The following is a 24908-nucleotide window of genomic DNA, read 5'->3' as shown; positions in this document are numbered from 1 at the left end:
CGGTTCAGCGGTCGTCTGCGTCACTACCCGGGGACCGGTCTGCCCGCTTCGCCGGGAATACGATGTGTCCGCCGCGATGCCGCCGTTCCTCCACCTCCTTCGCCTCCCTGATGAAGTCCTGGAGTTCGGAGCGGATCCAGTCGCGCGTGGCCACCTCGCCGAGGCCCAGGCGCAGGGCGGCGATCTCACGGGTGAGGTACTCGGTGTCCGCGATGGACCGCTCGTTCTGCTTGCGGTCCTGTTCGAGGTTGACCCGGTCGCGGTCGTCCTGGCGGTTCTGTGCGAGCAGGATCAGCGGGGCCGCGTAGGAGGCCTGGAGCGAGAGCATCAGCGTCAGGAAGATGAACGGGTAGTTGTCGAAGCGCAGGAAGGCCGGCGCGGCGATGTTCCACACCACCCACAGGATGATGACGACGGTCATCCAGACGATGAAGCGTCCCGTGCCGAGGAACCGCGCGATCTTCTCCGACAGCCGCCCGAAGGCCTCCGGGTCCCACTCGGGCAGGAACCGGTGCCGGGGCGGCCGTGGCTGGTCGAGCCGCGGGGTGCGCGGCCGGGAGGCGGCGGTGGCGCCGGCCGGGGTGCGCTCGCGTGCGCCGGTCTCGCGCTCAGGAGCCATGCGTGCCCGCCCCCTCGCCGTCCGTCTCCTCGTCCAGGTGGAACTCCGTCTCCCGCCAGTCGTCGGGGAGCATGTGGTCCAGTACGTCGTCCACGGTCACCGCGCCGAGCAGTGACCCGGACTCGTCGACGACGGGCGCCGCCACCATGTCGTACGTGGCGAAGAACCCGGCGATGAGCGGCAGGGTGGCGTCGGGGTCGAGCGGCTGGAGGTCGTCGTCCACCAGCGAACTGACCAGGGTGTACGGCGGGTCGCGCAACAGGCGCTGGAAGTGGACCGTGCCGAGGTACTTGCCGGTCGGGGTCTCGTCGGGCGGGCGGCAGACATAGACCTGGGCGGCGAGGGCCGGCGGCAGGTCGGGGTTGCGGACCCTGGCGAGGGCGTCGGCGACGGTGGCGTCGGGCCGCAGCACGATGGGCTCGGTGGTCATGAGACCGCCCGCGGTGTGCTCCTCGTACGACATCAGGCGACGCATCTCGGCCGCGTCGGCGGGCTTCATCAGGCTCAGCAGCCGCTCCTTGTCCGTCTCGGGCAGTTCCCCGAGCAGGTCGGCCGCGTCGTCCGGGTCCATGGCCTCCAGGACGTCCGCCGCGCGCTCCTCCTTCAGCTTGCCGAGGATCTCGATCTGGTCGTCCTCGGGGAGCTGTTCCAGCACGTCGGCGAGCCGGTCGTCGTCGAGGGCGGCCGCGACCTCGGCGCGCCGTTTGGGGGAGAGGTGGTGCAGCACGTTGGCGAGGTCGGCGGGCCGGAGCTGCTCGAAGGTGGCGAGCAGGTTCTCGGCGCCCTGCCCGTGCTCCTCCAGCGAGAACCCGGTGACGGCGGACCACTCAACAGTGAGGGCCTCGCCCTTGGCGCGCCGGAACGCGCCGCCCCTGCGGCCCTTGCGGACGTAGACCCGGTCGACCTCCCAGTCCCGGCGGGCCGGCAGCTGCTGCGCGGACACGTCCAGGACGGTGACCTCCTCGCCGGTCTCCACGAGGGTCACGCGCCGGTCGAACAGCTCCCCGAAGACGAGGCGCTCGGTGGGCCGCTGCTCGAAGCGGCGGACGTTGAGCACCCCGGTCGCGATGACCTGGCCGGATTCGATGCTCGTCACCCGGGTCATGGGCAGGAAGATACGGCGCCGCGTGGACAGTTCGACGACCAGTCCGAGCAGGCGCGGGGGCCGGCGGGCGACCCGGAGTATCACCACCAGGTCGCGTACGCGGCCCACCTGGTCGCCGTTCGGGTCGAAGACGGGGACAGCGGCGAGGTGCGAGACGAAGACCCGGGGGACGCCGGCTGCCATGGCGGTGCTTCCTTTGCATACGGGTGTGTACTTATCCGTACGGTTCTGCTCGCTCGGTGTGCTTCAGGCTAGCCCGTACCGATCAGGTACGCCCTGGTGAGCGGTCCGGACGGACTGACTCCGTCTGCCGGGCGCGGCCCGGGTACGCTGCCGTAGCCGATCAGGAGCCGTCAGAAAGGCAGCCGCGTCCGTGACAGCGATTCCCCAGAGCCGTATCCGCCGTGCCGCGCTGCTCGGTGCGTCATGCGCGCTGGTGGTGACGGGAACGGCGGCACTCGCGGGGTGCGCGGAGGATCCGGACGCCGGTACCAACGGAGTGGGCAAGCTGGCCGCGGGCACGATCCAGAGCCGCACGAAGACGGCCGCGGGTTCCGTCGACGCGGTACGGCTGTCCGGGACCGTCGTCGCCAGCGGGCACAGCTACCGGCTCGACATGCGGCTGAAGCCGGACGGCGGCACCGGCTCGGTCACCTCGCAGGGCGCGACCTTCCATGTGCTGCGGATCGGCGAGCAGCTGTATCTGAAGGCCGACGCCGAGTTCTGGAGCCAGGCGGACGGCAAGGACGGTGACAGGGCGGCCGCCGACAAGCTCGACGGCAAGTATGTGAAGGTGCCGCAGGGCGACCCCGCCTACCGGAAGTTCAGCGGCTTCACGGACAAGTCCGTGCTCCTCGACAGCCTGCTCAGCCTGCACGGGAAGCTGGCCGTGGACGGTCACCACGAGCAGTCCGGCACCCGGGTCATCCGCATCACCGGCGACAACGGCACCGGCGGCACCCTGGACGTCTCCCTGGAGGGCAAGCCGTACCCCCTCCGCCTGGTCCGTGGCGGCGGCGCGGGAACGCTCAGCTTCTCCGACTGGGGCAAGGACTTCACCGTGTCGCAGCCCGCGAAGAACGACACCGTGGACTACGGCAGACAGCTCCCCGCGTCGTAGCCGCAGGGACCGCCGGCTACTTCCGCCCGCGTCGCCGCAACAGCAGCCGGGGCAGGGCCGCCGGGATCGGCCGGCGGGTGGTCGCCGGGGACGGCAGGGGGGACGCGGCCAGGTCGCCGTCGGGCAGCGGGGCCGTATCGCCCGTCGGGGTCAGGCGCAGCACCCGGCACTCGCGGGCCCAGCGTCCGGTCATCGCCTCCCCGTCCGGCGCGTTCAGCCGCTTGCCCTTGAGCTCGGCCACCGTGGCGTCCCACTCGGCGGAGCCGGCCGTCAGCTCGGTCACGGCCGCCGTCCAGGTCACAAGCCTGCCGCCCTTGTCCTTGCCGCGCACCGTCACCTCGGCCCGGCCTCCGTCGGCCAGCCCGGGCAGCGGCTGCTCCCCGGGACCGTCGCCCAGCAGGCACACCGCGCCGTCGTGCCACACGTGCCACACCGCCCGCGCGGCCGGGGCCCCGTCGCCCCTGACCCAGATCAGGCCGGACTTCTTCGTGGCCTCCTCGACGAGGGCCTGGCCGAGCAGCTCACTAGTCATGCGACTCAGCCTAGGCCCTGCCCGTCGGACCCGACCCGGGCCCGCAGGGCCCCGCTCACAGCCAGCCGTTGCGCTTCAGGGTGCGGTGGATGCCCAGACAGAGGGCGACCGTGACGCCCATGATCACCGGGTAGCCGTACTTCCAGTGCAGCTCGGGCATGTGCTCGAAGTTCATGCCGTACACCCCGCACACCATCGTCGGCACGGCGATGATGGCCGCCCAGGCCGTGATCTTGCGCATGTCCTCGTTCTGCGCGACCGACGCCTGCGCCAGATTGGCCTGGAGGATGGAGTTGAGCAGTTCGTCGAAGCCCAGCACCTGCTCCTGGACGCGGACCAGGTGGTCGGCGACGTCCCGGAAGTACTTCTGGATGTCCGGGTCGATCAGTCGCATCGGCCGCTCGCTCAGCAGCTGCATGGGCCGCAGCAGCGGCGACACCGCCCGCTTGAACTCCAGTACCTCACGCTTGAGCTGATAGATCCTCGCCGAGTCCACACCACGCGACACCCCGCCCTTGCGACCCGGCGAGAAGACCTCGGTCTCCACCACGTCGATGTCGTCCTGCACCGCGTCCGCGACCGCGATGTAGCCGTCCACCACATGGTCGGCGATCGCGTGCAGCACGGCCGAGGGACCCTTGGCGAGCAACTCGGGCTCGTCCTGGAGGCGGTGGCGCAGCGCCCGCAGCGAGCCCTGCCCGCCGTGCCGGACGGTGATGAAGAAGTCCCGGCCGGTGAAGCACATGACCTCACCGGTCTCCACGACCTCGCTGGTGGCGGTGAGCCGGTCGTGCTCGACGTAGTGGATGGTCTTGAAGACGGTGAAGAGGGAGTCGTCGTAGCGCTCCAGCTTCGGCCGCTGGTGCGCCTGCACCGCGTCCTCCACGGCCAGCGGGTGCAGCCCGAACTCACCGGCGATACCCGAGAATTCCGCCTCGGTCGGCTCGTGCAGGCCGATCCACACGAATCCGCCGTCGCGGCGCACCAGCCGCATGGCCTCGTGCGGGGTCAGCGGTACCGCGGTGTCCACCCTCGTGCCGTCGCGGTACACCGCGCAGTCGACCACGGCGGACGGCGTCGAGGGGTCGCGCGTGGTGTCGTAGGCCCCCGAGTCCACCCGCAGGACGTTCTTGCCCAGCGAGGGACGGGACGGGCGGACCACGGCGCGCAGGTCGCGGATCATCGACATGGCAGGGCTCCTTCGTGACGAGCGGCGAGGCACGCGCAGACCGCTGTGACGGGTGGAACTGCCCGGAATGGGGACGTCCGTGCTGTGGGATGTTTGGCACGTCCACAAAGCGGGGAGCACCGCACCGTTGCGGTGGTGGGGCTTCGCTGCTGATTCGGCTACTGATGCGGATAGGCAGATCAGGCAAAACGAAACGAAGTGCTCTTCCCTGCGGCGAACCCATGGCGAACCAAAGCGCACAGACGCGCGCGAACGCGGGAGGCGAAGGCCGGACAGACGGGTCGAAGCAGCTGGATCAGCGGCGGGAAGAGCGGGTGATACTGCAGGATCGACTTCGATCCATCGCAGCCCCACCTCCTCCGGCCGGTCCCTCGTAAGGGAGTCTCATCGGCGTCGGGACTCGATCGCGACGCTTCTGCGTGCTGTCCCGAACACCGGCTCAGAGTATCAGCAGCCCGCAGTGTCAAGGCGCCGCTTTGCCCGGTACTGACGAGATCTATGCTCAGCGCATGGTTGATGTTCTGCCTCTCGTCGAGGCCCGGTTGAGTACGGCTCTGGGAGAACCCGACGCGCGTGCCGCGGTCACCTTCCTCGGCACGGACCGTATCGAGGTGCTCCGCTTCCGGGACAGCGACCAGGAGGGTGCCGTGGTCCGCTACGCCACCCTCGGCATGTCCGCGCTGCCCATGGCCGACCCCACGGTGATGCTCGCCGACCCGGTCGAGGGGCCGCGCGCGGAACTGGTCCTCTCCGTACGCGCGGGTCACGCCGACACCGACAAGGTGCTCCGCGCGCTCGCCGTGCTCGGCGCGTCGCCGCAGGTGGAGGGTGTGGTCGTGGCGCCGGGTGCCTCCCTCGACGTGGGCGATCCGCTGTGGCCCGGCGCGCCGTTCACCTCGGTCCTGGTCGGTGAGCCCGGCGGGCTGGTGGCGGATCTGGAGCTCGACGCGCCGATGGACCCCGTACGGTTCCTGCCGCTGCTGCCGATGACTCCGAACGAGGCCGCCTGGAAGCGGGTCCACGGCGCCCAGGCCCTCCAGGAGCGCTGGCTCGCGCACGGGACGGACCTGCGGGATCCGGGGCGCGGTTCCGTTCCGCTCGACTGACCGCGGCCCCGCCGTGAGGGTGACTGATGTCACCGACGGGTGGTGACCGGTTCCCTCCGGACGGGTGATCGTCCTTGACGTGGGGGAGCGGGGGTAGGACCGTGGGGCCCTATGAGGGGCGAACCCAGTTGCCCGAAGTGCGGTGGCCGGGTCAGGGCTCCCGGACTCTTCGCCGATGCGTGGCAGTGCGATGTGCACGGGACCGTACACCCGGTCCAGCCCGTGATCCCGCCCAGCGTCGAGGCCCTCGGTGTCGTGGTGCATCGCACTCAGGTGCCGGTCTGGATGCCGTGGCCGTTGCCGGTGGGCTGGTTGTTCACGGGCGTGGCCTGTGCCGGCGACGACCGCAGCGGCGGGCGCGCGACGGCCGTTGCCTGCTCGGGACCCGGCCCGCTCGGCGGCATGGGCGAGATGATCCTGGTCGCCGAGGAGCTGGGGGTCGGCCTCGGCGCCCGGTATGCCGGCATCGACGGCCCGGATCCCGGGCCGTACATGAACGTCGAGAAGCCGCCCCAGGCGAAGGTGCTGGCCGCCGGACGGCCGACCCCGCTGTGGCATGTCACCGGCGCGCCGGACGACCGTGCCGTCTTCGCGGGCGAGGCGCGCGGGATGTGGCTGTGGGCGGTGGTGTGGCCCGAGCAGACCGGGCTGCTGATGTACGACGAACTGGTGCTGACGGATCTGCGTGATGCCGGGGCCGAGGTGGACCTGGTGCCGTGCGGGGCGCTGTCCCCCAGACTGCTGAAGCCCTGAGCGCGGGTCCCGATGGCAGGTACGAGGACGGTACGAGGACGGGTGTGTAGGGGGCGAGTGCGGGTTGCGGGTGTGACAGGGCACCCTGTGGCCCGGCTATCCTTGGGTGTCCGCTTCCGCCCCCGGGTGTGCTCTGCCGCCCGTCAATGCCTGGAGTCCGCGTCGTGCGCATCGATCTGCACTGCCACTCCACGGCCTCCGACGGTACGGACACCCCGGCCGAGCTGGTGCGGAACGCCGCCGCGGCCGGTCTCGACGTCGTGGCACTGACCGACCACGACACCACCCGAGGGCACGCCGAGGCCGTCGCCGCGCTGCCGGCGGGGCTCACCCTGGTCACCGGCGCCGAGCTGTCCTGCCGTTTCGACGGCATCTCCATGCACATGCTCGCCTACCTCTTCGACCCCGAGGAGCCCGCCCTGCTCGCCGAGCGCGAGCTGGTCCGGGACGACCGGGTGCCGCGAGCCCAGGCCATGATCGTCAAGCTGAACGAGCTGGGCGTGCCGGTCACCTGGGAGCAGGTCGCGCGCATCGCCGGTGACGGTTCGGTCGGGCGTCCGCACATCGCGTCCGCGCTGGTCGAGCTCGGTGTCGTGCCGACGGTGAGCGACGCGTTCACCTCCGAGTGGCTGGCCGACCGCGGCCGGGCCTTCGTGGAGAAGCACGAGACCGACCCGTTCGAGGCCATCCGGCTGGTCAAGGGCGCGGGCGGTGTCACCGTCTTCGCGCATCCGGCGGCCGCCAAGCGGGGCCGTACGGTCCCCGAGTCCGCGATCGCGGAGATGGCCGCGGCCGGTCTGGACGCCATCGAGGTCGACCACATGGACCACGACGCCGACACCCGCGCCCGCCTGCGCGGACTCGCCGCCGACCTGGGGCTCCTGGTCACGGGATCCTCGGACTACCACGGCAGCCGCAAGACCGTGGCGCTGGGCGAGTACACGACGGACCCCGAGGTGTACGGAGAGATCACGCGGCGGGCCACGGGGGCGTTCCCGGTACCGGGGGCCGGCGGAGCCTGAGGCTCACTTCCGTCCCTTCCTCTCGGATTCCTTCGGCTTCCGTCCGCTTCCCTCGGCTTCCTCAGCCGCCGCTTCTTCCCGCAAGGCCAGTGCACCTATGTTCGACGTCGCCGTGTTCGGCTCCCTCTTCCTCACCCTGTTCGTCATCATGGATCCCCCCGGGATCACCCCGATCTTCCTCGCGCTCACCGCCGGACGCCCCGCCAAGGTGCAGAAGCGGATGGCGTTCCAGGCCGTCTGCGTGGCCGGCGGTGTGATCACCGTCTTCGGACTGCTCGGCCACCAGATCCTGAACTACCTGCATGTCTCGGTGCCGGCGCTGATGATCTCGGGCGGTCTGCTGCTTCTGCTCGTCGCGCTCGACCTGCTCACCGGCAAGACCGACGAACCGAAGCAGACCAAGGACGTCAACGTCGCCCTGGTGCCGCTCGGCATGCCGCTGCTGGCCGGGCCGGGCGCCATCGTGTCCGTCATCCTGGCGGTGCAGAAGGCCGGGAGCGTGGCCGCGCAGGTCTCGGTGTGGTCGGCGATCCTCGCGATCCATGTCGTGCTGTGGCTGGTGATGCGCTACTCGCTGCTGATCATCCGGGTGATCAAGGACGGTGGTGTGGTCCTGGTGACGCGTCTGGCGGGCATGATGCTCTCCGCCATCGCCGTGCAGCAGATCATCAACGGGATCATGTTGGTGATCAAGGGCTCCTGAGCCGCCTGCCCCGAGCGATACCCCGAGTCATACGCAGAGCCCCCGTACGGCGTAGTGCCGTACGGGGGCTCTGAAGAATCTGCGGTGATCCGCGTCTGATCCGCTTCTGCTGTTACGCGGCCGGGGTCTCGGCCGGCCGGATCCACAGCCGCTGTCCGATGGCGGCGGCCTGCTGCACGATCCGGTTGACGGAGGCGGCGTCCACGACAGTGCTGTCCACGGTCGTGCCGTCGACCTCGTCGAGTCGCATGATTTCGAAGCGCATGCCTCTCCCTTCGTCGTTGTTACACCTGAGTCAACGAGTTGCGTGTTACAAACATTCCCTACGCTAAAGAAATTTTTCGAACGGCTAATTACCGACCGGTAGGGGGGCCGTCGGGGAGACTCTCCGGGACCGGTTGTGTTCGCAGCGTGACCGCCGGGACAATGGAGCCGATGAACGACGACCTGGCGGCACTGCAAGCCCGCATCGACCGCACCAACGAGCTGCTGCAACGCATGCTCGCCGAAGTCGCGAAGACGCCCTCGACACACGCGATCTTCGTCGACGCGGGCTATCTGTACGCGGCCGCGGGCCGCCTGGTGACCGGGACCGAGGACCGCCGGGCCTTCGACCTCGACGCCGAGGGACTGATCGAGGCGCTCATCGACCGCGCCCGCACGATCTTCGCGGACAGCAGGCTGCTGCGCGTCTACTGGTACGACGGTGCCCGGCGCCGCATCCACACCGCCGAGCAGCAGTCCATCGCGGAACTCCCGGACGTCAAGGTGCGGCTCGGCAACCTCAACGCGAACAACCAGCAGAAGGGCGTCGACTCCCTGATCCGGTCGGACCTGGAGTCACTCGCCCGGCACCGCGCCATCAGTGACGCGGCCCTGATCGGCGGTGACGAGGACCTGGTCTCGGCGGTCGAGGCCGCCCAGGGATACGGCGCCCGCGTCCATCTCTGGGGCATCGAGGCACCCGAGGGACGCAACCAGGCGGAGCCGCTGCTCTGGGAGGTCGACAGTCAGCGCACCTTCGACCTCGACTTCTTCAAGCCGTACGTCTCCCGGCGCACCGCCCCCGCCTACGAGCCCACGGCCAGTCGGCCCAGCCGCGACGACGTCCGCTTCGTCGGTGCCCAGATCGCCGCGAAGTGGCTGTCCGCACGCGGCCGCGAAGCCCTGGTCGAGCTCCTCCCGGGCCACCCCTACCTGCCCGGCTCCGTCGATCAGGACCTGCTCGTGGAGGCCGAGGGACTGCTCCAGTACTCCCTGCGGGGCCAGGCCGACCTCCGGCGCGCGCTGCGGGACGGCTTCTGGGAGCACCTTCAGACGCAGTACTAGGTCCTCAGGGAGGGCCGGCGCCGTCCCAGAAGTCGGCGACGGCGCGGGCGGTCGCGAGCGGCTGGTCGGTGTTCGGCGAGTGCTCGGCACCCTCGATGATCGTCCTCCGGGCCCCCAGCCGTGCGGCCATCTCGTCGAGCAGCGTCACCGGCCAGGTGTCGTCGAGTGCACCCGACACCACGTGGAACGGCAGGGGCACCGTGGCCAGTTCGGCGACCCGGTCCGGCTCGACGCACAACTGCCGCCCCGTGGCGATGAGCTGGGCGGGCTTGGTGCTCAGCCAGCGGTGCCGCAGGTCCTCCCGGTCGTCCAGTCCGCCGTCCAGCGCACCGCCCTCGACCGTCGCCTGCGCGTCCATGGCCCGCATCGCGTCCCACACCTCGGCCATCGACAGCACGGCGAGGGCGTCACGCAGCAGTTTCACCCGCTCCCGCTGCTCGTCGGCGATCTGCGCCGGCCCCGAGGCCATCAGGGTGAGGGACAGAAAGGGGGAGTGGTCGGTCAGTACGGCCGCCCGGGCGATCTGGCCGCCGAGGGAGTGCCCCAGCAACTGCACCGGTGTGCCGAGCGCCTCCGCCTGAGCCAGCACGTCCCGTGCCAACTCCTCCTGGGCGTAGGCGGACTCGTCGTCCGACGGGCCGTCGGACTCGTACTGCCCCCGCCCGTCCACCGCGACGGTCCGGTACCCACGCTCCGCGAGCGGCACGTGCAGCGGGTTGAAGTCCTCCTTGCTGCCGGTGAACCCGGGCAGCAGCAGCGCGACACCCCTCGGCTCGACACCCTCGGCCGCGGGAGCGTCGACTACGGCGAACTCACCGCGTGCGGTGCGCAGTGCGTACGCGCGGGCGCCCGGGGGCGGGACGAAGGTCGCTGGCCTGCTCATGCGCAGAGATTATCGGGCGCCCGCTCGACGCGGCGGCGCGGGGGCCGCTGCCGCAATGCCGACGGCCCGGTCCCACACGAGGTGGGACCGGGCCGTACCGGGCTCATGACCCGGGGTCGTACCGGATCAGGCTGATCAGGCCTCCGGAGCCTCCACGGCTGCCGTCGCCTTGCGGGTCCGGCGCGCCTTGGGCTTCGCCTCGGCCGTTTCTCCGGCCACCTCGGCGGTCGCGGTCGCGGCCTTGCGCGTACGCCGACGCGGTGTGGCCTCCGGCTCCTCGGCAGCCTGCGCCGGGATTTCGGCGACGGTTGCCGTGGCGGCCGTCTTACGGGTGCGACGCGGCTTGGCGGGGGCGGCCTCGGCCACGGCTGCGACCTCGGCCTCGGGGGCGGCGACGGCGGTCTTCCGCGTGCGGCGCGTGGCGGGCTTGGCCTCCGTGGCCTCCGCCGTGTCGACGGCCGCTTCCGCTGCGGCGGCGGCCGTCTTGCGGGTACGGCGCGGCTTGGCGGGGGCGGCCTCGGCCACGGCTGCGACCTCGGCCTCGGGGGCGGTGACGGCGGTCTTCCGCGTGCGGCGCGTGGCGGGCTTGGCCTCCGTGGCCTCCGCCGTGTCGACGACCGCTTCCGACGCGGTGGCCGCCTTGCGGGTACGGCGGCGCGGCGCGGCCTCGGCGGCCTCGCTGACCTCCGCCGTCGCCTCGGGGGCGGCCGCGGCCGTCTTGCGGGTACGGCGCGGCTTGGCCGGGGCGGCCTCGGCCTCGGCCACGGCCTCGGGGGCGGTGACGGCGGTCTTCCGCGTGCGGCGCGCGGCCGGCTTGGCCTCGGTGCCCTCGGCGGTGTCGGCGACAGTCTCCGCGGCGGTGGCGGCCTTGCGGGTACGGCGGCGCGGCTTGGTCTCCTCGACGACGTCCGGCGTCTCCACGACGACCGGGGCAGCCTCGACCACCGGGGGAGCCTCGACTGCCGGGGCCACGGCCTCGGGCGTGCTCTCGGTGCCCTTGGCCGGGGTCTCCGCCCGCTCCGCGGTCTTGCGGGTGCGGCGGCGACGCGGCTTCTCCGGCGTGTCGACGGCCTCGGGGGCGTCGAGCACGGCCGGGCCCTCCACCGCCGTGACGGCGGCCTGCGCGGCCTCCGTCACCGTTGCCTCGGTCGCCACGGCCTCGACGGTGGCCACCGCCTGGCCGTCCGACGACCTGCCACGGGTGCGGCGGCGACGGCGCGGGGTGCGCGCAGACGTCGGCTCCTCCGTCGCGGCGGTCCCGGCGGCGGCGTCCTCCAACGGCGTCCCGCCGCGCGTACGACGGCGATTGCGCGGCGCACGCGCCGTTCGCTCCGCACGCTCGCTCTCGGCGGGCCTGGAGTCACCGCTGCCGCCACGGCCACCACGGCCACGCGCGCCACGGCCACCGGTCTCGCCCAGGTCCTCCAGCTCCTCCGCGGCGAGCCCGGCGCGGGTGCGCTCGGAGCGCGGCAGGACACCCTTGGTGCCCGCGGGGATGCTCAGGTCCTCGAAGAAGTGCGGCGAGGTGGAGTACGTCTCCACCGGGTCACTGAAGCCCAGCTCCAGCGCCTTGTTGATGAGCTGCCAGCGCGGGATGTCGTCCCAGTCGACGAAGGTGATCGCCGTACCCTTCGCGCCCGCGCGGCCCGTACGGCCGACACGGTGCAGGTACGTCTTCTCGTCCTCGGGGGACTGGTAGTTGATGACGTGGGTCACGCCCTCGACGTCGATGCCGCGGGCGGCGACGTCGGTGCAGACGAGGACGTCCACCTTGCCGTTGCGGAAGGCGCGCAGCGCCTGCTCGCGGGCGCCCTGGCCCAGGTCGCCGTGGACCGCGCCGGAGGCGAAGCCGCGGCGCTGGAGCTGCTCGGCGATGTCTGCGGCCGTGCGCTTCGTACGGCAGAAGATCATCGCCAGTCCGCGGCCGTCGGCCTGCAGTATGCGGGCGATCATCTCCGGCTTGTCCATGGAGTGCGCGCGGTAGACGAACTGCTTGATGTTCGCGACGGTCGCACCCTCGTCGTCCGGCGCGGTCGCGCGGATGTGGGTGGGCTGGCTCATGTACCGGCGGGCGAGACCGATGACCGCGCCCGGCATGGTCGCCGAGAACAGCATCGTCTGGCGCTTCGCCGGAAGCATGTTGATGATCTTCTCGACGTCGGGCAGGAAGCCCAGGTCGAGCATCTCGTCGGCCTCGTCGAGGACCAGGCACTTGACGTGCCGGAGGTCGAGCTTCTTCTGGCCCGCGAGGTCCAGCAGCCGGCCGGGGGTGCCGACGATCACGTCGACGCCCTTCTTGAGGGCTTCGACCTGGGGCTCGTACGCCCGGCCGCCGTAGATGGCGGTGACGCGCACGTTGCGCACCTTGCCCGCGGTCAGCAGGTCGTTGGTGACCTGCGTGCACAGCTCGCGCGTGGGGACGACGACGAGCGCCTGCGGGGTGTCGGTGACCGCTTCGGGGCGCGCGCGGCCGGCTTCGACGTCGGCGGGGACGACGACGCGCTCGAGGATCGGGAGGCCGAAGCCCAGCGTCTTGCCGGTGCCGGTCTTGGCCTGGCCGATGACGTCGCTGCCCGAGAGGGCGACCGGGAGCGTCATCTCCTGGATGGGGAAGGGGTTGATGATGCCGACCGCTTCGAGGGCTTCAGCGGTCTCGGGGAGGATTCCGAGGTCTCGGAACGTCGTAGTCAGGGTGCTGCCTCTTCTGTGAGTCGCGGCGCGAGGCGAGCGCGGGGGTCTTGACGGACCGTGCCGGGGACGTCGGCTGCCTTACGGGCGAACCACTCGGTGCAAGCCGTGTGGCACGGGACCTCTGACGACGCTCTAGCGCTCGTACCGCTGAGGGTGTCCCTCCGGTTGTCGTACGCACAGTGCCGTACGGCCAGGAGAGCTGTCGGGTCGGAGCCGATCGGGCCACCGACCGGGCATCCTCATACGTGCGGCCTGTCGAGATACGACGTCGACTTCGACCACGTACCAGCAGGCGCATTACCACCATACCCCGGATTCGCGCACATGCGATGGCCGAATTGGTCACGTACTCGTTGTCGCACTGGTTGACCAGGGGCTTCCCAGTGGCGGCGGGCGGGCTATTGTGCGCTTCATGACGAGCTCTGACAAGCCTGACAACGCCCTCGAGGAAGCCTCGCCCGAGGCCACCGGAGTCGCCGCCCAGGACTGGGCGAAGGCCGCCGCCGACCCGCAGTACCGCGCCGCCGTCGTGGATCTGCTCGGCGCGCTCGCGTACGGCGAGCTGGCGGCGTTCGAGCGACTCGCGGAGGACGCCAAGCTGGCGCCCACGCTGGCGGACAAGGCGGAGCTGGCCAAGATGGCCTCGGCCGAGTTCCACCACTTCGAGCAGCTGCGTGACCGGCTCACCGGGATCGGCGAGGAGCCGACCGAGGCCATGCAGCCCTTTGTCGCGGCCCTCGACGGCTTCCACCGGCAGACGGCCCCCTCGGACTGGCTGGAGGGCCTGGTCAAGGCCTACGTCGGCGACTCCATCGCCAGCGACTTCTACCGGGAGGTAGCGGCCCGCCTCGACTCCGACACCCGCGAACTCGTGCTGGCCGTCCTGGACGACACGGGGCACGCCGGTTTCGCCGTGGAGAAGGTGCGGGCCGCGATCGACGCGGACCCACGCGTGGGCGGTCGGCTCGCTCTGTGGGCGCGGCGGCTGATGGGCGAGGCGCTCTCCCAGTCCCAGCGTGTCGTCGCCGAGCGGGACGCGCTGTCCACGATGCTCGTCGGCGGCCTCGCGGACGGCTTCGACCTGGCCGAGGTCGGCCGGATGTTCACCCGCATCACCGAGGCGCACACGAAGCGGATGGCGGCGCTGGGGCTGGCGGCTTAGCCCCGGCCCCTTCAGCCCCGGCCCCTACGCGGGGACGGAGCGTCGGCGGAGTCTCCCGGCCGGGCGGAGCAGCAGTGACAGCGCGGCCGCGGAGACCACCATCCCGCCGAGGAGACTCGGCAGGAGGGTGCCGGCGCCCAGCGAGCTGTGGGTGACGAAGTCACCGAAGACGGCGCCGGCGACGCCGGTGGAGAACACCAGCGGGCGGGCGGGCAGGCGTCGGGGGAAACGGTGCACCGCGGCCCAGGCCAGCACGGCTCCGAGCAGCACGGAGCCGAAAGCTTCCAGGATCATGACGGGTCCCTCCCACACGGCCTGCCTGCGCTTCGCGGTCCTAGCCGGTCCTACCCGTGACCTGCGCAACACAATCCTCCCCTGTGGGTGTCTTGTGCTCCACCTGTGAATGCCGTTCACGCGGAAGGGGTCCGATGGCCGCGGCCACCGGACCCCTTCCGACACAGACGTCACTACAGCGTGCTGAATCCCACCTTGCGGGCGGTCGGCTCGCCCAGCTCGACATACGCCAGGCGGTCGGCAGGGACCAGCACCTTGCGGCCCTTCTCGTCCGCGAGGCTCAGCAGCTGCGACTTTCCGGTCAGCGCCTCGGACACCACGCGCTCGATCTCCTCCGCGCTCAGACCGCTCTCCAGAACGATCTCGCGGGGCGAGTGCTGCACGCCGATCTTGACCTCCACGGCTATGTCCCTCCGACGCTCAGTGAAGTGCGCGATCTTTCCGCGCCGTACCCAGCACACATTAGCCCGGTGAGGGGACGTACACGCTTCGGGCGGGAACGCCAGGAGCGAACAGTCTTCGGACCGTCGGGCGGTCAGTGGTTCTGATCGGTCCCGTGCAGCGGGAAACCGGCGATGCCCCGCCAGGCCAGGGACGCCAGCAACTGCACCGCCTGGTCCCGCGGAACGCTGCGGTCGCTGTGCAGCCAGGATCGGGCGACCACCTGGGCGAGACCGCCGAGCCCGGAGGCCAGCAGCATCGACTCGGCGCGCGACAGACCCGTGTCCTCCGCGATGACCTCGCAGATCGCCTCGGCGCACTCGTTGGTGACCTTGTCGACGCGCTCGCGGACCGCGGGCTCGTTCGTCAGGTCGGACTCGAAGACCAGACGGAACGCGCCACCGTCGTCCTCGACGTAGGCGAAGTAGGCGTCCATCGTCGCCCGCACGCGCTGCTTGTTGTCGCTGGTCGACCCCAGGGCGGCGCGGACGGCCTGGATCAGGGCGTCGCAGTGCTGGTCCAGCAGCGCCAGGTAGAGGTCGAGCTTGCCCGGGAAGTGCTGGTAGAGCACCGGCTTGCTGACGCCGGCGCGCTCGGCGATGTCGTCCATGGCCGCAGCGTGGTAGCCCTGCGCCACGAACACCTCCTGGGCGGCGCCCAGCAGCTGGTTCCGACGGGCACGGCGCGGCAGGCGAGTGCCCTTCGGGCGTGCCGCCTCTGTCTGCTCGATGGCTGTCACGCCGCCTCCCAAAGTTGTCCACTTGCGGTGTGCGCCGCGCGGCTATCGTACTTTTCGGTAACCGGGATGTGCGCGCTGCGAGCGCAGAATTTCACGTACCGGACAGCGGACAAACCCCCTCGTAGGGCGTTGAACGGGGCGGGTCACTCCCCGTGTCCCGCCGGGTGTCAGCGGTAGTCGTCCTCGTCGAGGCCGACGACACGGGCCTGTTCGACGAGGTCGGCCTCGTTCGCGCGGGCCGGATCGACGTCCTCCAAGGGGTCGTCGCGGTCCTCGGTGAGCTCCGCGTGCTGCTCCGCCGTGTCGTTCTCGGGAGCCTCGACGTCGATCTGCGGCAACTCGTCGGACGCGAGTTCCACGACGACATCGGGATCAGTGGGATCAAGGGCCATGGCGGGCTCCCTTCCGTCGGGCGTCCCTGGAACAGACTGGGGACTGCATACGGGTGCCCCTGTATGAGCCTAGGAGACACCCGATTCGGACGCTATGCGATCCGCGCCTCTTCTGTGACGGCTAACACACGATCTGCCGCGTGATCGTCTCGTAACATTGCCGCATGTCTTCGACCGAGCTGCCGGCCGTGCCGGCCACCAGCGTGCTCCCCAGGGTGGCACCTGTCAGGGTCGCGGAGGGCGAGCGGCTGCGTTCGGTCAGGCTTCCCGGGGTCACGCTGTCGGTCCGGTCGAGGCCGCCCGCGCGCGAGGGGCTGTCGCCCGCGCTGTACGTCCACGGGCTCGGGGGCTCCTCGCAGAACTGGTCGGCGCTCATGGAGCGGCTCGACGGTGTCGTCGACGGCGAGGCGGTCGACCTGCCGGGCTTCGGCGACTCGCCGCCCCCGGACGACGGCGACTACTCCGTCACCGGACACGCGCGCGCGGTGATCCGCTACCTCGAGACCTCGGGGCGCGGCCCGGTCCATCTCTTCGGCAATTCGCTGGGCGGCGCGGTCGCCACGCGGGTCTCCGCCGTACGTCCCGATCTCGTTCGGACACTCACCCTTGTCTCGCCCGCGCTCCCCGAGCTGCGCGTACAGCGCACCGCCGTCCCCACGGCACTGCTGGGGGTGCCCGGTGTGGCCGGGCTGTTCACCCGGGTGACCAGGGAGTGGACGCCGGAGCAACGGGTCCGCGGGGTCGTGGGGCTGTGTTACGGCGACCCCACGTCCGTGTCGCCCGAGGCCCTCGGACACGCCGTGGAGGAACTGGAGCGGCGGCTGCGGTTGCCGTACTTCTGGGACGCGATGACGCGCTCCTCGCGCGGGCTGGTGAACGCTTACACCCTCGGCGGCCAGCACAACCTCTGGCGTCAGGCCGAGCGGGTGCTGGCCCCGACCCTGCTGATCTACGGCGGCCGCGACCGGCTCGTCGGCTACCGCATGGCCCAGAAGGCGGCACGCTCCTTCCGTGACTCCCGTCTGCTGTCCCTGCCCGACGCCGGGCACGTCGCGATGATGGAATACCCCGACACGGTGGCCGAAGCGTTCCGGGAACTCCTCGCGGGACATTCCGCGAGCACCGTGGCGGAATCCGCGCCGACGGCCGACAGCGTGAGCGCGGGGAGCTGAGGACCGATGGGACGCCACAGTCGCCGCGGGCCCGCCAAGGGTGAGATCGCGGACATAAAGAGCGCAGGCATAAACAGCGCGGGCATAAACAGCGCGGACATGAACAGGACGCCGGGGGCGAGGCGACCCGCGGGCGCGGTGCCGTCACCGGACATCACCGCCCCCGACGCCTCACGTGGGGGGCGGCGCGGGCGTGGGGTACCGCGCGCGGCCGAGGGAACCCCCGTGCACGGCGTGCCGAGGTTCGGGGGCGGTACGCCCGCCCACGGCGCTCCCCAGGCCCGTGGAGGGCATCCGGAGCAGCGCGAACCCGGTGGCGGTTGGGGTGAGATGGGCGGCCGGACCGACGGTGGTCGGACCGCCGGGGCCGGGGCGCCGGGAGCGGCCGGGGTGTTCGTGCCGCGTCAGCGGCACGCGGCTCCGAGCGGCCCCCGTCAGGACTACGTCGACGCCTTCGGCGCGCGCGGCCCGGACGACGCGGACGCCGCGGACGACGACGACGTGTTCACGCCCCGGGCCGGAACCGGCGCCGGGGACCGCCGCCCGCAGCAGGCCACCCAGGCCACCGCCTCGGTCGCCCCGCCCGGCGACGCGCCGCCCACGGGCCCGCCCGCGCAGTCCAAGGGCGGCAAGGGGCGCGCGTTCACCGGTATCGCGGCCGCCGCCGTCACCACCGTGCTCGCGGTGATCGTTGCCGGTCAGGTCACCGACGATCACGGCGGCTCCGGCGCGCGGTCGCAGTCGGCCGCCGACCGGGCCGACCGTGACATCGCCTCGCGCGGCAACGGCCGTGCGACCCCGTCGGTCGTCCCGGGCGTGGCGCCGCTGACGTACGCGCAGAGGATGGGCAAGAAGTACCCGCTCGCCGCCCAGCTCAAGGGCTCGGGGAAGTTCGAGGTCGTGCCCGGTACCGCCAAGGCGCCGCACGCGGGCAAGGAGACGTTCACCTACCGCGTCGACGTGGAGCAGGGGCTCGACCTGGACGCCGAGCTCTTCGCCCGGGCCGTGCAGATCACGCTCAACGACGACCGCAGCTGGGCCCACCGGGGCGCCCGTGCCTTCGAGCGCGTCGACTCCGGCAAGCCCGACTTCGTGGTCACGCTCGCCAGCCCCGGAACCACCGCCGACTGGTGCGCCAGGTCCGACCTCGACACGGCGGAGGAGAACGTGTCGTGCAACTCGTACAAGACCAATCGCGTGATGATCAACGCCTATCGGTGGGCGCAGGGCAGCGAGACATACGGTGACGCGATCTACGCGTACCGCCAGATGCTCATCAACCACGAGGTCGGCCACCGGCTGGGTCACGACCACGTCACCTGCGACAGGGACGGCCAACTCGCCCCGGTCATGCAGCAGCAGACCAAATTCCTCAACCACGACGGAATCCACTGTCTGCCCAACCCTTGGCCCTACCCCAAGAGTTGACGTGACACTCCGCGTCCACGCGGTCTCTTAGCGCGACCGAACGGCGTTCGCACAGGAAAGTTACGACCGTTCACCCCTTTTGGTGGCGCGACGGACAACCGTCCGTCGCGCCACCGCCATGTGCGCTTACGTTCGTCCCGCTGCGAGCCGCCAGAGGGACGGCGGCTCCCCAACGCGGGAGATCGGGGGTGCACTCGTGCGCATCGGAATGGTTACCGAGGGTGGCTATCCGTATCTGAACGGTGAGGCCGGGCTCTGGTGCGACCGGCTCGTGCGTGGGCTCGGGCGGCACGAGTTCGACGTCTACGCGCTCAGCCGCAGCCGACAGCAGGAGGACGAGGGCTGGGTCCCGCTCCCACCGCATGTCGGCCGGGTTCGGACGGCCCCGTTGTGGACCGCCGAGGACGTCAAGGTGCCGTGGGGCAGGCGCGCGCGCCGGCGCTTCGCCGACTGCTACGCGGAACTCGTCGGCTCGGTCGGCGCCGTCTCGGACGATCAGGCGGACCGTTTCACCAGCGCGCTGTACGGACTCGCCGAACTGGCGCGCGACGAGGGCGGACTCGCCGGCGCCCTCCGCTCCGAAACCGCCGTACGCGCGCTGGAGCACGCCTGCCGCACGCCCAGCGCACCGCGCGCGGCCCGCGAGGCCCGCGTACCCGACCTGCTCGCCGTCGCCGCGCACTTCGAACGCGCTCTGCGCCCCCTCTCCCTCGACTGGTACGACGACGACGGCCTCGGCTCGGCCGACCTGTGCCACGCCACGGCCGGGGGCCCCGCGGCCCTGCCGGGACTCCTCGCCAGCCACTTCTGCGACGTACCGCTGCTGGTGACCGAGTACGGCGTGCGCCTGCGCTCGCACTACCTCGCCTCCGCCGACGCCACTCCCGCCGTGCGCACGCTGCTGGCCTCCTTCCACGGCAGGCTCGCCGCCGAGGTCTACCGCAGGGCCGCGCTGCTCACCCCCGGCAACGCGCACGCCCGCCGCTGGCAGGAGCGCTGCGGTGCCGACCGTGCCCGGATCCGCACCGTCCACCCGGGGATGGAGGCCGCCCGGTTCGCCGAGGTGGGCGACGCCCCGGACCAGGCCGACCCCGGCACACTGGTCTGGGTCGGCCGGGTCGAACCCGCCCGGGACCTGGTCTCCCTGCTGCACGCCTTCGCCGAGGTCCGCAGGGAGGAACCCGGGGCGCGGCTGCGCATCGTCGGTGCGCCGGGCGGCGCCGAGGGCGAGGCGTACCTCGCCCAGTGCCGGGCGCTGGCCGCGCAGCTCTTCCCCGACGAGGCCGACGGCGTGCACGCCGTCGGCGACAACCCGGTGTCCTTCGAGGAGATCGGCAGCCCGCAGGCCCCCGCCCTCGCCGAGGTGTACGCCTCCGCCGCCGTGACCGTCCTCTCCAGCGTCGTCGAAGGCTTTCCGGTCAGCCTCGTCGAGGCCATGTTCTGCGGCCGCGCGACGGTGTCCACGGACGTCGGCGCGGTGGTCGAGGTCATCGGCGGCACCGGACTCGTCGTACCGCCACGCAACCCGCGGGCGCTCGCGGAGGCGTGCGTGGCGCTGCTGCGCGACCCCGAGCGCCGCGAGCGGCTCGGCGCGGCCGCCCGCGCCCGCGCGCTCGAACTGTTCACCGTCGAGCAGAACATCACGGCATTTCACGGCATTTACCTGGAGATCGTGGCGCACAGCCCGGTGCACAGAGTCGTCCTGGACGACACCGGAGAGCCTCTCCCGTTCGCCGTTCCGGCCGAGGCCCACCTCCCCGGCCGCTGGACCCGCCCCCTGTCCCGGGTCGTCGCCCGCGGCGTCCCCTCCTGGGCCTCAGGCCCACCCGTACGCGCCACCCCCGTCCCGGCCCCGGCCGCCGTCCCCGCCACGGAGGAAGCCCGATGAGCGGCCTCGGTGAACTCGACCGTCCCGCCACCCCGGACGGCCCCGGCACAAGCGCCGGACGAGACCGCGCCACCACCGTCCGCCGGGGCGCCGGGGACCCCGTGAAGACGCTGATGCACCGTCATCGCGAGCTGTGCGAGCGGGCTGTGGACCCGCTGGAGATCGCGGCCGGGCTGGAGGCGCACGGCGTCACCGACCGGACCGCCGCGCGCCTGCGTCACCGCGACGTCTTCTCGCTCGCCGAGGAGATGTACGCCCGCGTGCCCCGCGAGGACACCCCGCCCACCCCTCCCGGGCCCACGCCCGTGCCCCGAGCGCGCCTCGGCTGGATCCTGCTCACCCTCCTTCCCGGAGCGTTCGGCACGGCGGTCGTGACCGCCACACACCTCACCCACGGCCGCACCCGTCTCCTCACGGCCACGGCAGGCCTGCTCGCCGTGGCCCTCGGTGCGCGCCTGGCACTCCGCCGCGGCCCGCTCGGCACACCACCGAACACCCACGGGTGGCGCACGGCGGCCCGCACCCGCGCCGCCACCTACTGGCTGCTCGGCTACGCCCTCCTCGGCGACGGACTGCTGCAGGCCGTGCTGACCGGCGGCCCCGACGGCCCGCCCGGCGCCGCACCGGACAGCGCCTGGCCGCTGACCACCGCGCCCGCCCTGGCCCTCGCCCTGGCCTGCGCCCCGGCCGCCTGGACCGCCCACCTCTTCGCCGCGCGCGCCCGTCGCAGGCTCGCCGCCAGCCGCGGCCTGAAGGAGTTCACCGCCGCCGCGCGGCCACTGCTGCTCGGCGCCGCCGCCCTGTATCTGGGCGCGCTGACGGCCCTGGCCGCCCTGACCGGCGCGGCCCTGCGGGAACCCGCCGCCCAGCCTCAGGTCCTCACCCTCGGTGTCCTCCTCCTGCTCGCCCGCCTCCTCGCCGTGCACCGGCTCCCGCACGCCCCGGTCCACGCCCTTGCCACCGCGGCCGCCACCGAGGCCCTCGCCCTCGCCCTGGTCCTCGGCGGCCGTCTCCCCGGGTGCGCGTTCCTGGCGACCCCCGTCGAGACCCTCGCCGACACCTGGGGAACCGGCAGCGTTCCCGCGCTCGCCTGCGGGGCGGCCGCCCTGGCCCTGCTGTTCCACGCGGCCCGCACCCTGACCCGCGCGGCCGCCCATGCGCCGACGGGGGAGCACCGGTGACCGGCCCCCCGCTCACGCGGCCGGACCGCCACGCCCACCCCCGTCCTCTCCACGCCGTCGGCGACCGGCCCTGCCGCCGTCGGCCACCGCACCAACCCTCAGAAGGAGAAAGCCAGATGACCACCTCCCGACCCGGAGCGCCCGGAGCCCCCGGAGCAGCCGGAACGCACACCCCGGGAGCCGAACGATGAGGGTCCTGCTGATCGGAGCCAACGGCTACCTCGGCCGCTTCGTCGCCGACCGCCTGCTCGCCGACCCGGCCGTGCAACTCACCGCACTCGGCCGCGGGGACGACGCCGACGTGCGCTTCGACCTCGCGACCGGCAGCCCCGGAGCGCTCACCCGCTTCCTCGACGCGGTCCATCCCGGAGTCGTCGTCAACTGCGCCGGAGCCACCCGGGGCGGCGCCCGCGATCTGGCCCGGCACAACACCGTGGCCGTCGCCACCGTCTGCGAGGCGCTGCGCCGGAGCGGCTGCGGCGCCCGGCTCGTGCAGATCGGCTGCAGCGCCGAGTACGGTCCGAGCCAGCCCGGATCCTCCACGGCCGAGGACGCCGTGCCCCGCCCCGGCGGCCCGTACGGCGTCAGCAAGCTCGCCGCCACCGAACTGGTGCTGGGCTCGGGCCTGGATGCCGTGGTTCTGCGCGTGTTCTCCCCGGCCGGACCCGGCACTCCCGCGGGCTCCCCCCTCGGCCGGCTCGCCGAAGCGATGCGCCGTGCCATGCAGTCCGGCGACGGCGAGCTCAAACTCGGCGGCCTGGGCGTCCAGCGTGACTTCGTGGACGTCCGCGACGTGGCGCGCGCCGTGCACGCGGCGTCGCTCTCCGCCGCGCAGGGCGTCATCAACATCGGCTCAGGGCGCGCCGTCCGCCTCCGCGACGCAGCCGCCGTCCTCGCCCGCGTCGCCGGATTCGGCGGGGCCCTGCACGAACTCGACGGGCCGCCGGGCACGCTCAGGGCGCCCATCGGCCACCCCCGCGCGGAGTCCGACCACGCGGCCCCGGTCGTGTACCCGTACCCGGACGGCTGCGGCAGCTGGCAGCAGGCGGATGTACGCACCGCCCGCGACCGGCTCGGCTGGCGGCCCCGGATCAACCTCGAGGAGTCCCTCGCCGACATCTGGATGGAGGCGGCATGCCGCATCTGACCAGTACCACGGCGGGCACCGCGGGAACCGGTGTGCGCAGCGGCTTCGGCATCCCCGGCTATGCGCACCCTCTGGTCGCCCCGACCGAGTGGGCCGAACTCACCCGCCCCGGCACGCCCCTGCACTGGGTGGTGCTCAACGTCTCCGGCAGGGGTCCCGGCAGCCGCCCCGATCCGCACTGCCTGGAAGCGGCCGGACGGCTGCGCAACGCCGGCGTCCGGGTCCTCGGCCATCTGGACAGCGCCCATGGCACCCGCGCCCCGGGGGACCTCTTCGCCGACGCCCACCTCTACGCCGACTGGTACCGGGTCGACGGCTTCCTTGTCGACCGCTGCCCCGCGGACCGAGGCGACCTCCCCGAGGTCCGCCGCGTCGTCACCGCGCTCCGCGGGATCCGTGACGGTGCTCATGTCGTCCTCGGCCAGGGCACCCATCCCTACCCGGGTTACGCCGAGAACGCGGACCAACTGGTGACCTACCGCGGCTCGTGGGCCGACTACCGCTGGTCCCAGGCGGCCGAGTGGACCGCCGACTACCCGCCCGACCGCTTCTGTCACTTCGTGCACAGCGTGCCCCGCGGACACCTCGACGAAGCGCTGCGCATCGCCCGCTGGCAGGGCGCGGCCACGATCTACTTCACCGACCGCACCGATCGCGGGGGCAGCGTCGACCCGTGGGAGACCATGCCCGGTTACTGGGACGACATCGTCTCGCGGATCGGAACGGGTGTCTCGGAATGAAAAAGGCCATGGCAGTGTTACGGGGAGAACAGACGTAGTGATTGACCGACCAACGGAGTCCCCGTGTCGTTGCCACCCCTGGTCGAGCCGGCCGCCGAGCTCACCGTAGACGAGGTCCGCCGGTACTCCCGCCACCTGATCATCCCCGACGTCGGGATGGACGGGCAGAAGCGGCTGAAGAACGCCAAGGTGCTGTGTGTGGGCGCCGGCGGCCTCGGTTCGCCCGCGCTGATGTACCTGGCCGCGGCGGGCGTGGGCACGCTCGGCATCGTGGAGTTCGACGAGGTCGACGAGTCGAACCTCCAGCGTCAGATCATCCACAGCCAGGCCGACATCGGCCGCTCCAAGGCCGAGTCCGCGCGGGACACCGTCAAAGGCATCAATCCCTACGTGGACGTGATCCTTCACGAGCAGCGGCTCGAGGCCGACAACGTGATGGACATCTTCAGCCAGTACGACCTGATCGTCGACGGCACGGACAACTTCGCGACCCGGTACCTGGTCAACGACGCGTGTGTGCTGCTGAACAAGCCGTACGTGTGGGGTTCGATCTACCGTTTCGACGGTCAGGCCTCCGTCTTCTGGTCCGAGCACGGGCCCTGCTACCGCTGTCTGTACCCGGAGCCCCCGCCGCCCGGCATGGTTCCCTCCTGCGCCGAGGGCGGCGTCCTCGGCGTGCTGTGCGCGTCCATCGGCTCCATCCAGGTCACCGAGGCGATCAAGGTTCTCACCGGCACCGGTGAACCGCTGGTCGGCCGGCTCATGATCTACGACGCCCTGGAGATGCAGTACCGCCAGGTCAAGGTCCGCAAGGACCCGAACTGCGCGCTCTGCGGCGAGAACCCGACCGTCACCGAGCTCATCGACTACGAGGCCTTCTGCGGCGTGGTCTCCGAGGAGGCCCAGGAGGCGGCCGCCGGTTCGACGATCACTCCCAAGCAGCTCAAGGAGTGGATCGACGACGGAGAGAACATCGAGATCATCGATGTCCGTGAGCCGAACGAGTACGAGATCGTCTCCATCCCGGGCGCCAAGCTGATCCCGAAGAACGAGTTCCTCCTGGGCGCCGCGCTGCAGACCCTTCCGCAGGACAAGAAGATCGTCCTGCACTGCAAGACGGGTGTCCGCAGCGCCGAGGTCCTTGCCGTGCTGAAGTCCGCGGGCTTCGCGGACGCCGTGCATGTCGGTGGCGGCGTGATCGGCTGGGTCAACCAGATCGAACCGGACAAGCCGGTCTACTAGACCGGTCGGCGGCACAGCCATCCAGGTCCC

General features: G+C 71.8%; 25 protein-coding genes. 14 read left to right on the top strand and 11 right to left on the bottom strand.

Translation table 11 applies throughout. The annotated features are described in order from the left end of the window. Positions 1–4: 4 nt before the first annotated feature. Both ACIPK3_RS17665 and ACIPK3_RS17660 read right to left on the bottom strand, forming a co-directional pair. Positions 5–619 (bottom strand): DUF1003 domain-containing protein, encoded by a 615-nt coding sequence (locus ACIPK3_RS17665; protein ID WP_402570588.1) that lies wholly within the window; start codon positions 617–619, stop codon positions 5–7. Continuing rightward, positions 609–1907, bottom strand: a complete 1299-nt coding sequence (locus ACIPK3_RS17660; RefSeq protein WP_402570587.1) for a magnesium transporter MgtE N-terminal domain-containing protein — start codon at positions 1905–1907, stop codon at positions 609–611. Before ACIPK3_RS17660 ends, ACIPK3_RS17665 begins: the two co-directional genes overlap by 11 nt. Positions 1908–2097: 190 nt before the next feature. Between ACIPK3_RS17660 and ACIPK3_RS17655 the strand changes: the two genes are divergently transcribed. Further along, entirely contained in the window at positions 2098–2844 is a 747-nt protein-coding gene (locus ACIPK3_RS17655) for a hypothetical protein (protein WP_402570586.1), read from the top strand. Between the two features lie 16 nt (positions 2845–2860). Here ACIPK3_RS17655 and ACIPK3_RS17650 read toward each other — a convergent pair whose 3' ends face one another. After that, positions 2861–3376, bottom strand: coding sequence for a hypothetical protein (locus ACIPK3_RS17650; RefSeq protein WP_402570584.1), 516 nt, complete (start codon positions 3374–3376; stop codon positions 2861–2863). Positions 3377–3431: 55 nt separating this feature from the next. After that, positions 3432–4565, bottom strand: coding sequence for a magnesium and cobalt transport protein CorA (locus ACIPK3_RS17645; RefSeq protein ID WP_402570582.1), 1134 nt, complete (start codon positions 4563–4565; stop codon positions 3432–3434). A gap of 509 nt (positions 4566–5074) precedes the next feature. On the opposite strand from ACIPK3_RS17645, the gene ACIPK3_RS17640 reads away from it, so the two are divergent. From ACIPK3_RS17640 to ACIPK3_RS17625, 4 genes are all read left to right on the top strand, one after another. Further along, complete coding sequence (locus tag ACIPK3_RS17640; RefSeq protein ID WP_402570580.1) at positions 5075–5671, top strand: suppressor of fused domain protein; 597 nt, start codon at positions 5075–5077, stop codon at positions 5669–5671. Between the two features lie 111 nt (positions 5672–5782). Next, positions 5783–6424, top strand: coding sequence for a DUF6758 family protein (locus ACIPK3_RS17635; protein WP_402570578.1), 642 nt, complete (start codon positions 5783–5785; stop codon positions 6422–6424). A gap of 164 nt (positions 6425–6588) precedes the next feature. Further along, positions 6589–7446 carry a PHP domain-containing protein gene (locus ACIPK3_RS17630; protein WP_402570576.1) on the top strand — a complete coding sequence of 286 codons (858 nt, stop codon included), beginning with the start codon at positions 6589–6591 and terminating at the stop codon, positions 7444–7446. Between the two features lie 97 nt (positions 7447–7543). Beyond that, positions 7544–8149 carry a MarC family protein gene (locus ACIPK3_RS17625; protein ID WP_402570574.1) on the top strand — a complete coding sequence of 202 codons (606 nt, stop codon included), beginning with the start codon at positions 7544–7546 and terminating at the stop codon, positions 8147–8149. A 112-nt stretch (positions 8150–8261) separates the two neighbouring features. Here the strand turns inward: ACIPK3_RS17625 and ACIPK3_RS17620 are convergent, their stop codons facing one another. Beyond that, complete coding sequence (locus ACIPK3_RS17620; RefSeq protein WP_402570572.1) at positions 8262–8414, bottom strand: hypothetical protein; 153 nt, start codon at positions 8412–8414, stop codon at positions 8262–8264. 170 nt (positions 8415–8584) lie between these two features. Here ACIPK3_RS17620 and ACIPK3_RS17615 point away from each other — a divergent pair, with 170 nt between their 5' ends. Next, entirely contained in the window at positions 8585–9478 is an 894-nt protein-coding gene (locus ACIPK3_RS17615; RefSeq protein WP_402570570.1) for an NYN domain-containing protein, read from the top strand. Between the two features lie 4 nt (positions 9479–9482). Here ACIPK3_RS17615 and ACIPK3_RS17610 read toward each other — a convergent pair whose 3' ends face one another. Together ACIPK3_RS17610 and ACIPK3_RS17605 are read right to left on the bottom strand one after the other, a co-directional pair. Then, complete coding sequence (locus ACIPK3_RS17610) at positions 9483–10361, bottom strand: alpha/beta fold hydrolase (protein ID WP_402570568.1); 879 nt, start codon at positions 10359–10361, stop codon at positions 9483–9485. Positions 10362–10496: 135 nt separating this feature from the next. Beyond that, entirely contained in the window at positions 10497–12959 is a 2463-nt protein-coding gene (locus ACIPK3_RS17605; protein ID WP_402570567.1) for a DEAD/DEAH box helicase, read from the bottom strand. A gap of 505 nt (positions 12960–13464) precedes the next feature. On the opposite strand from ACIPK3_RS17605, the gene ACIPK3_RS17600 reads away from it, so the two are divergent. Then, the gene (locus ACIPK3_RS17600) at positions 13465–14214 is read left to right on the top strand and encodes a ferritin-like domain-containing protein (protein ID WP_402570565.1); all 750 of its coding nucleotides are present in this window, start codon (positions 13465–13467) and stop codon (positions 14212–14214) included. A 24-nt stretch (positions 14215–14238) separates the two neighbouring features. Here the strand turns inward: ACIPK3_RS17600 and ACIPK3_RS17595 are convergent, their stop codons facing one another. The 4 genes from ACIPK3_RS17595 to ACIPK3_RS17580 form a co-directional block, all read right to left on the bottom strand. After that, positions 14239–14508 (bottom strand): hypothetical protein, encoded by a 270-nt coding sequence (locus ACIPK3_RS17595; RefSeq protein WP_402570563.1) that lies wholly within the window; start codon positions 14506–14508, stop codon positions 14239–14241. A gap of 173 nt (positions 14509–14681) precedes the next feature. Then, entirely contained in the window at positions 14682–14909 is a 228-nt protein-coding gene (locus ACIPK3_RS17590; protein WP_402570562.1) for a DUF3107 domain-containing protein, read from the bottom strand. Positions 14910–15043: 134 nt separating this feature from the next. Beyond that, positions 15044–15688, bottom strand: a complete 645-nt coding sequence (locus tag ACIPK3_RS17585) for a TetR/AcrR family transcriptional regulator (RefSeq protein WP_402570560.1) — start codon at positions 15686–15688, stop codon at positions 15044–15046. Positions 15689–15855: 167 nt separating this feature from the next. Beyond that, positions 15856–16080 carry a hypothetical protein gene (locus ACIPK3_RS17580; protein WP_402570558.1) on the bottom strand — a complete coding sequence of 75 codons (225 nt, stop codon included), beginning with the start codon at positions 16078–16080 and terminating at the stop codon, positions 15856–15858. A gap of 164 nt (positions 16081–16244) precedes the next feature. Between ACIPK3_RS17580 and ACIPK3_RS17575 the strand changes: the two genes are divergently transcribed. From ACIPK3_RS17575 to moeZ, 7 genes are all read left to right on the top strand, one after another. Beyond that, positions 16245–17252: an alpha/beta fold hydrolase gene (locus ACIPK3_RS17575; protein WP_402570557.1), complete on the top strand. Its 1008-nt coding sequence runs from the start codon at positions 16245–16247 to the stop codon at positions 17250–17252. A 99-nt stretch (positions 17253–17351) separates the two neighbouring features. Next, complete coding sequence (locus ACIPK3_RS17570) at positions 17352–18680, top strand: DUF3152 domain-containing protein (RefSeq protein ID WP_402570555.1); 1329 nt, start codon at positions 17352–17354, stop codon at positions 18678–18680. A gap of 196 nt (positions 18681–18876) precedes the next feature. Beyond that, positions 18877–20568, top strand: a complete 1692-nt coding sequence (locus ACIPK3_RS17565; RefSeq protein WP_402570554.1) for a DUF3492 domain-containing protein — start codon at positions 18877–18879, stop codon at positions 20566–20568. Beyond that, positions 20565–21749, top strand: coding sequence for a hypothetical protein (locus ACIPK3_RS17560; protein WP_402570553.1), 1185 nt, complete (start codon positions 20565–20567; stop codon positions 21747–21749). Before ACIPK3_RS17565 ends, ACIPK3_RS17560 begins: the two co-directional genes overlap by 4 nt. Positions 21750–21936: 187 nt before the next feature. After that, complete coding sequence (locus ACIPK3_RS17555; protein ID WP_402570552.1) at positions 21937–22896, top strand: NAD-dependent epimerase/dehydratase family protein; 960 nt, start codon at positions 21937–21939, stop codon at positions 22894–22896. Continuing rightward, a complete protein-coding gene (locus ACIPK3_RS17550) occupies positions 22884–23636 on the top strand; it encodes a spherulation-specific family 4 protein (protein ID WP_402570550.1) in 753 nt (250 codons plus the stop codon). Before ACIPK3_RS17555 ends, ACIPK3_RS17550 begins: the two co-directional genes overlap by 13 nt. Positions 23637–23699: 63 nt before the next feature. Beyond that, positions 23700–24878: an adenylyltransferase/sulfurtransferase MoeZ gene (gene moeZ / locus ACIPK3_RS17545; protein WP_402570548.1), complete on the top strand. Its 1179-nt coding sequence runs from the start codon at positions 23700–23702 to the stop codon at positions 24876–24878. Positions 24879–24908 lie beyond the last annotated feature (30 nt).

Origin of the sequence: Streptomyces sp. NPDC086787 (assembly GCF_044745865.1) — a bacterium.
GTDB lineage: Bacteria > Actinomycetota > Actinomycetes > Streptomycetales > Streptomycetaceae > Streptomyces.
This window is presented reverse-complemented; position numbering and strand designations above follow the sequence as displayed.

Excerpts from the sequence above, each read along its gene's own strand:
- ACIPK3_RS17665 (WP_402570588.1), bottom strand. The coding sequence starts at position 619 with ATGGCTCCTGAGCGCGAGACCGGCGCACGCGAGCGCACCCCGGCCGGC.
- ACIPK3_RS17660 (WP_402570587.1), bottom strand. The coding sequence starts at position 1,907 with ATGGCAGCCGGCGTCCCCCGGGTCTTCGTCTCGCACCTCGCCGCTGTC.
- ACIPK3_RS17650 (WP_402570584.1), bottom strand. The coding sequence starts at position 3,376 with ATGACTAGTGAGCTGCTCGGCCAGGCCCTCGTCGAGGAGGCCACGAAG.
- ACIPK3_RS17645 (WP_402570582.1), bottom strand. The coding sequence starts at position 4,565 with ATGTCGATGATCCGCGACCTGCGCGCCGTGGTCCGCCCGTCCCGTCCC.
- ACIPK3_RS17640 (WP_402570580.1), top strand. The coding sequence starts at position 5,075 with ATGGTTGATGTTCTGCCTCTCGTCGAGGCCCGGTTGAGTACGGCTCTG.
- ACIPK3_RS17635 (WP_402570578.1), top strand. The coding sequence starts at position 5,783 with ATGAGGGGCGAACCCAGTTGCCCGAAGTGCGGTGGCCGGGTCAGGGCT.
- ACIPK3_RS17625 (WP_402570574.1), top strand. The coding sequence starts at position 7,544 with ATGTTCGACGTCGCCGTGTTCGGCTCCCTCTTCCTCACCCTGTTCGTC.
- ACIPK3_RS17620 (WP_402570572.1), bottom strand. The coding sequence starts at position 8,414 with ATGCGCTTCGAAATCATGCGACTCGACGAGGTCGACGGCACGACCGTG.
- ACIPK3_RS17615 (WP_402570570.1), top strand. The coding sequence starts at position 8,585 with ATGAACGACGACCTGGCGGCACTGCAAGCCCGCATCGACCGCACCAAC.
- ACIPK3_RS17610 (WP_402570568.1), bottom strand. The coding sequence starts at position 10,361 with ATGAGCAGGCCAGCGACCTTCGTCCCGCCCCCGGGCGCCCGCGCGTAC.
- ACIPK3_RS17605 (WP_402570567.1), bottom strand. The coding sequence starts at position 12,959 with ATGACGCTCCCGGTCGCCCTCTCGGGCAGCGACGTCATCGGCCAGGCC.
- ACIPK3_RS17600 (WP_402570565.1), top strand. The coding sequence starts at position 13,465 with ATGACGAGCTCTGACAAGCCTGACAACGCCCTCGAGGAAGCCTCGCCC.
- ACIPK3_RS17595 (WP_402570563.1), bottom strand. The coding sequence starts at position 14,508 with ATGATCCTGGAAGCTTTCGGCTCCGTGCTGCTCGGAGCCGTGCTGGCC.
- ACIPK3_RS17580 (WP_402570558.1), bottom strand. The coding sequence starts at position 16,080 with ATGGCCCTTGATCCCACTGATCCCGATGTCGTCGTGGAACTCGCGTCC.
- ACIPK3_RS17575 (WP_402570557.1), top strand. The coding sequence starts at position 16,245 with ATGTCTTCGACCGAGCTGCCGGCCGTGCCGGCCACCAGCGTGCTCCCC.
- ACIPK3_RS17570 (WP_402570555.1), top strand. The coding sequence starts at position 17,352 with ATGAACAGGACGCCGGGGGCGAGGCGACCCGCGGGCGCGGTGCCGTCA.
- ACIPK3_RS17560 (WP_402570553.1), top strand. The coding sequence starts at position 20,565 with ATGAGCGGCCTCGGTGAACTCGACCGTCCCGCCACCCCGGACGGCCCC.
- ACIPK3_RS17555 (WP_402570552.1), top strand. The coding sequence starts at position 21,937 with ATGAGGGTCCTGCTGATCGGAGCCAACGGCTACCTCGGCCGCTTCGTC.
- ACIPK3_RS17550 (WP_402570550.1), top strand. The coding sequence starts at position 22,884 with ATGCCGCATCTGACCAGTACCACGGCGGGCACCGCGGGAACCGGTGTG.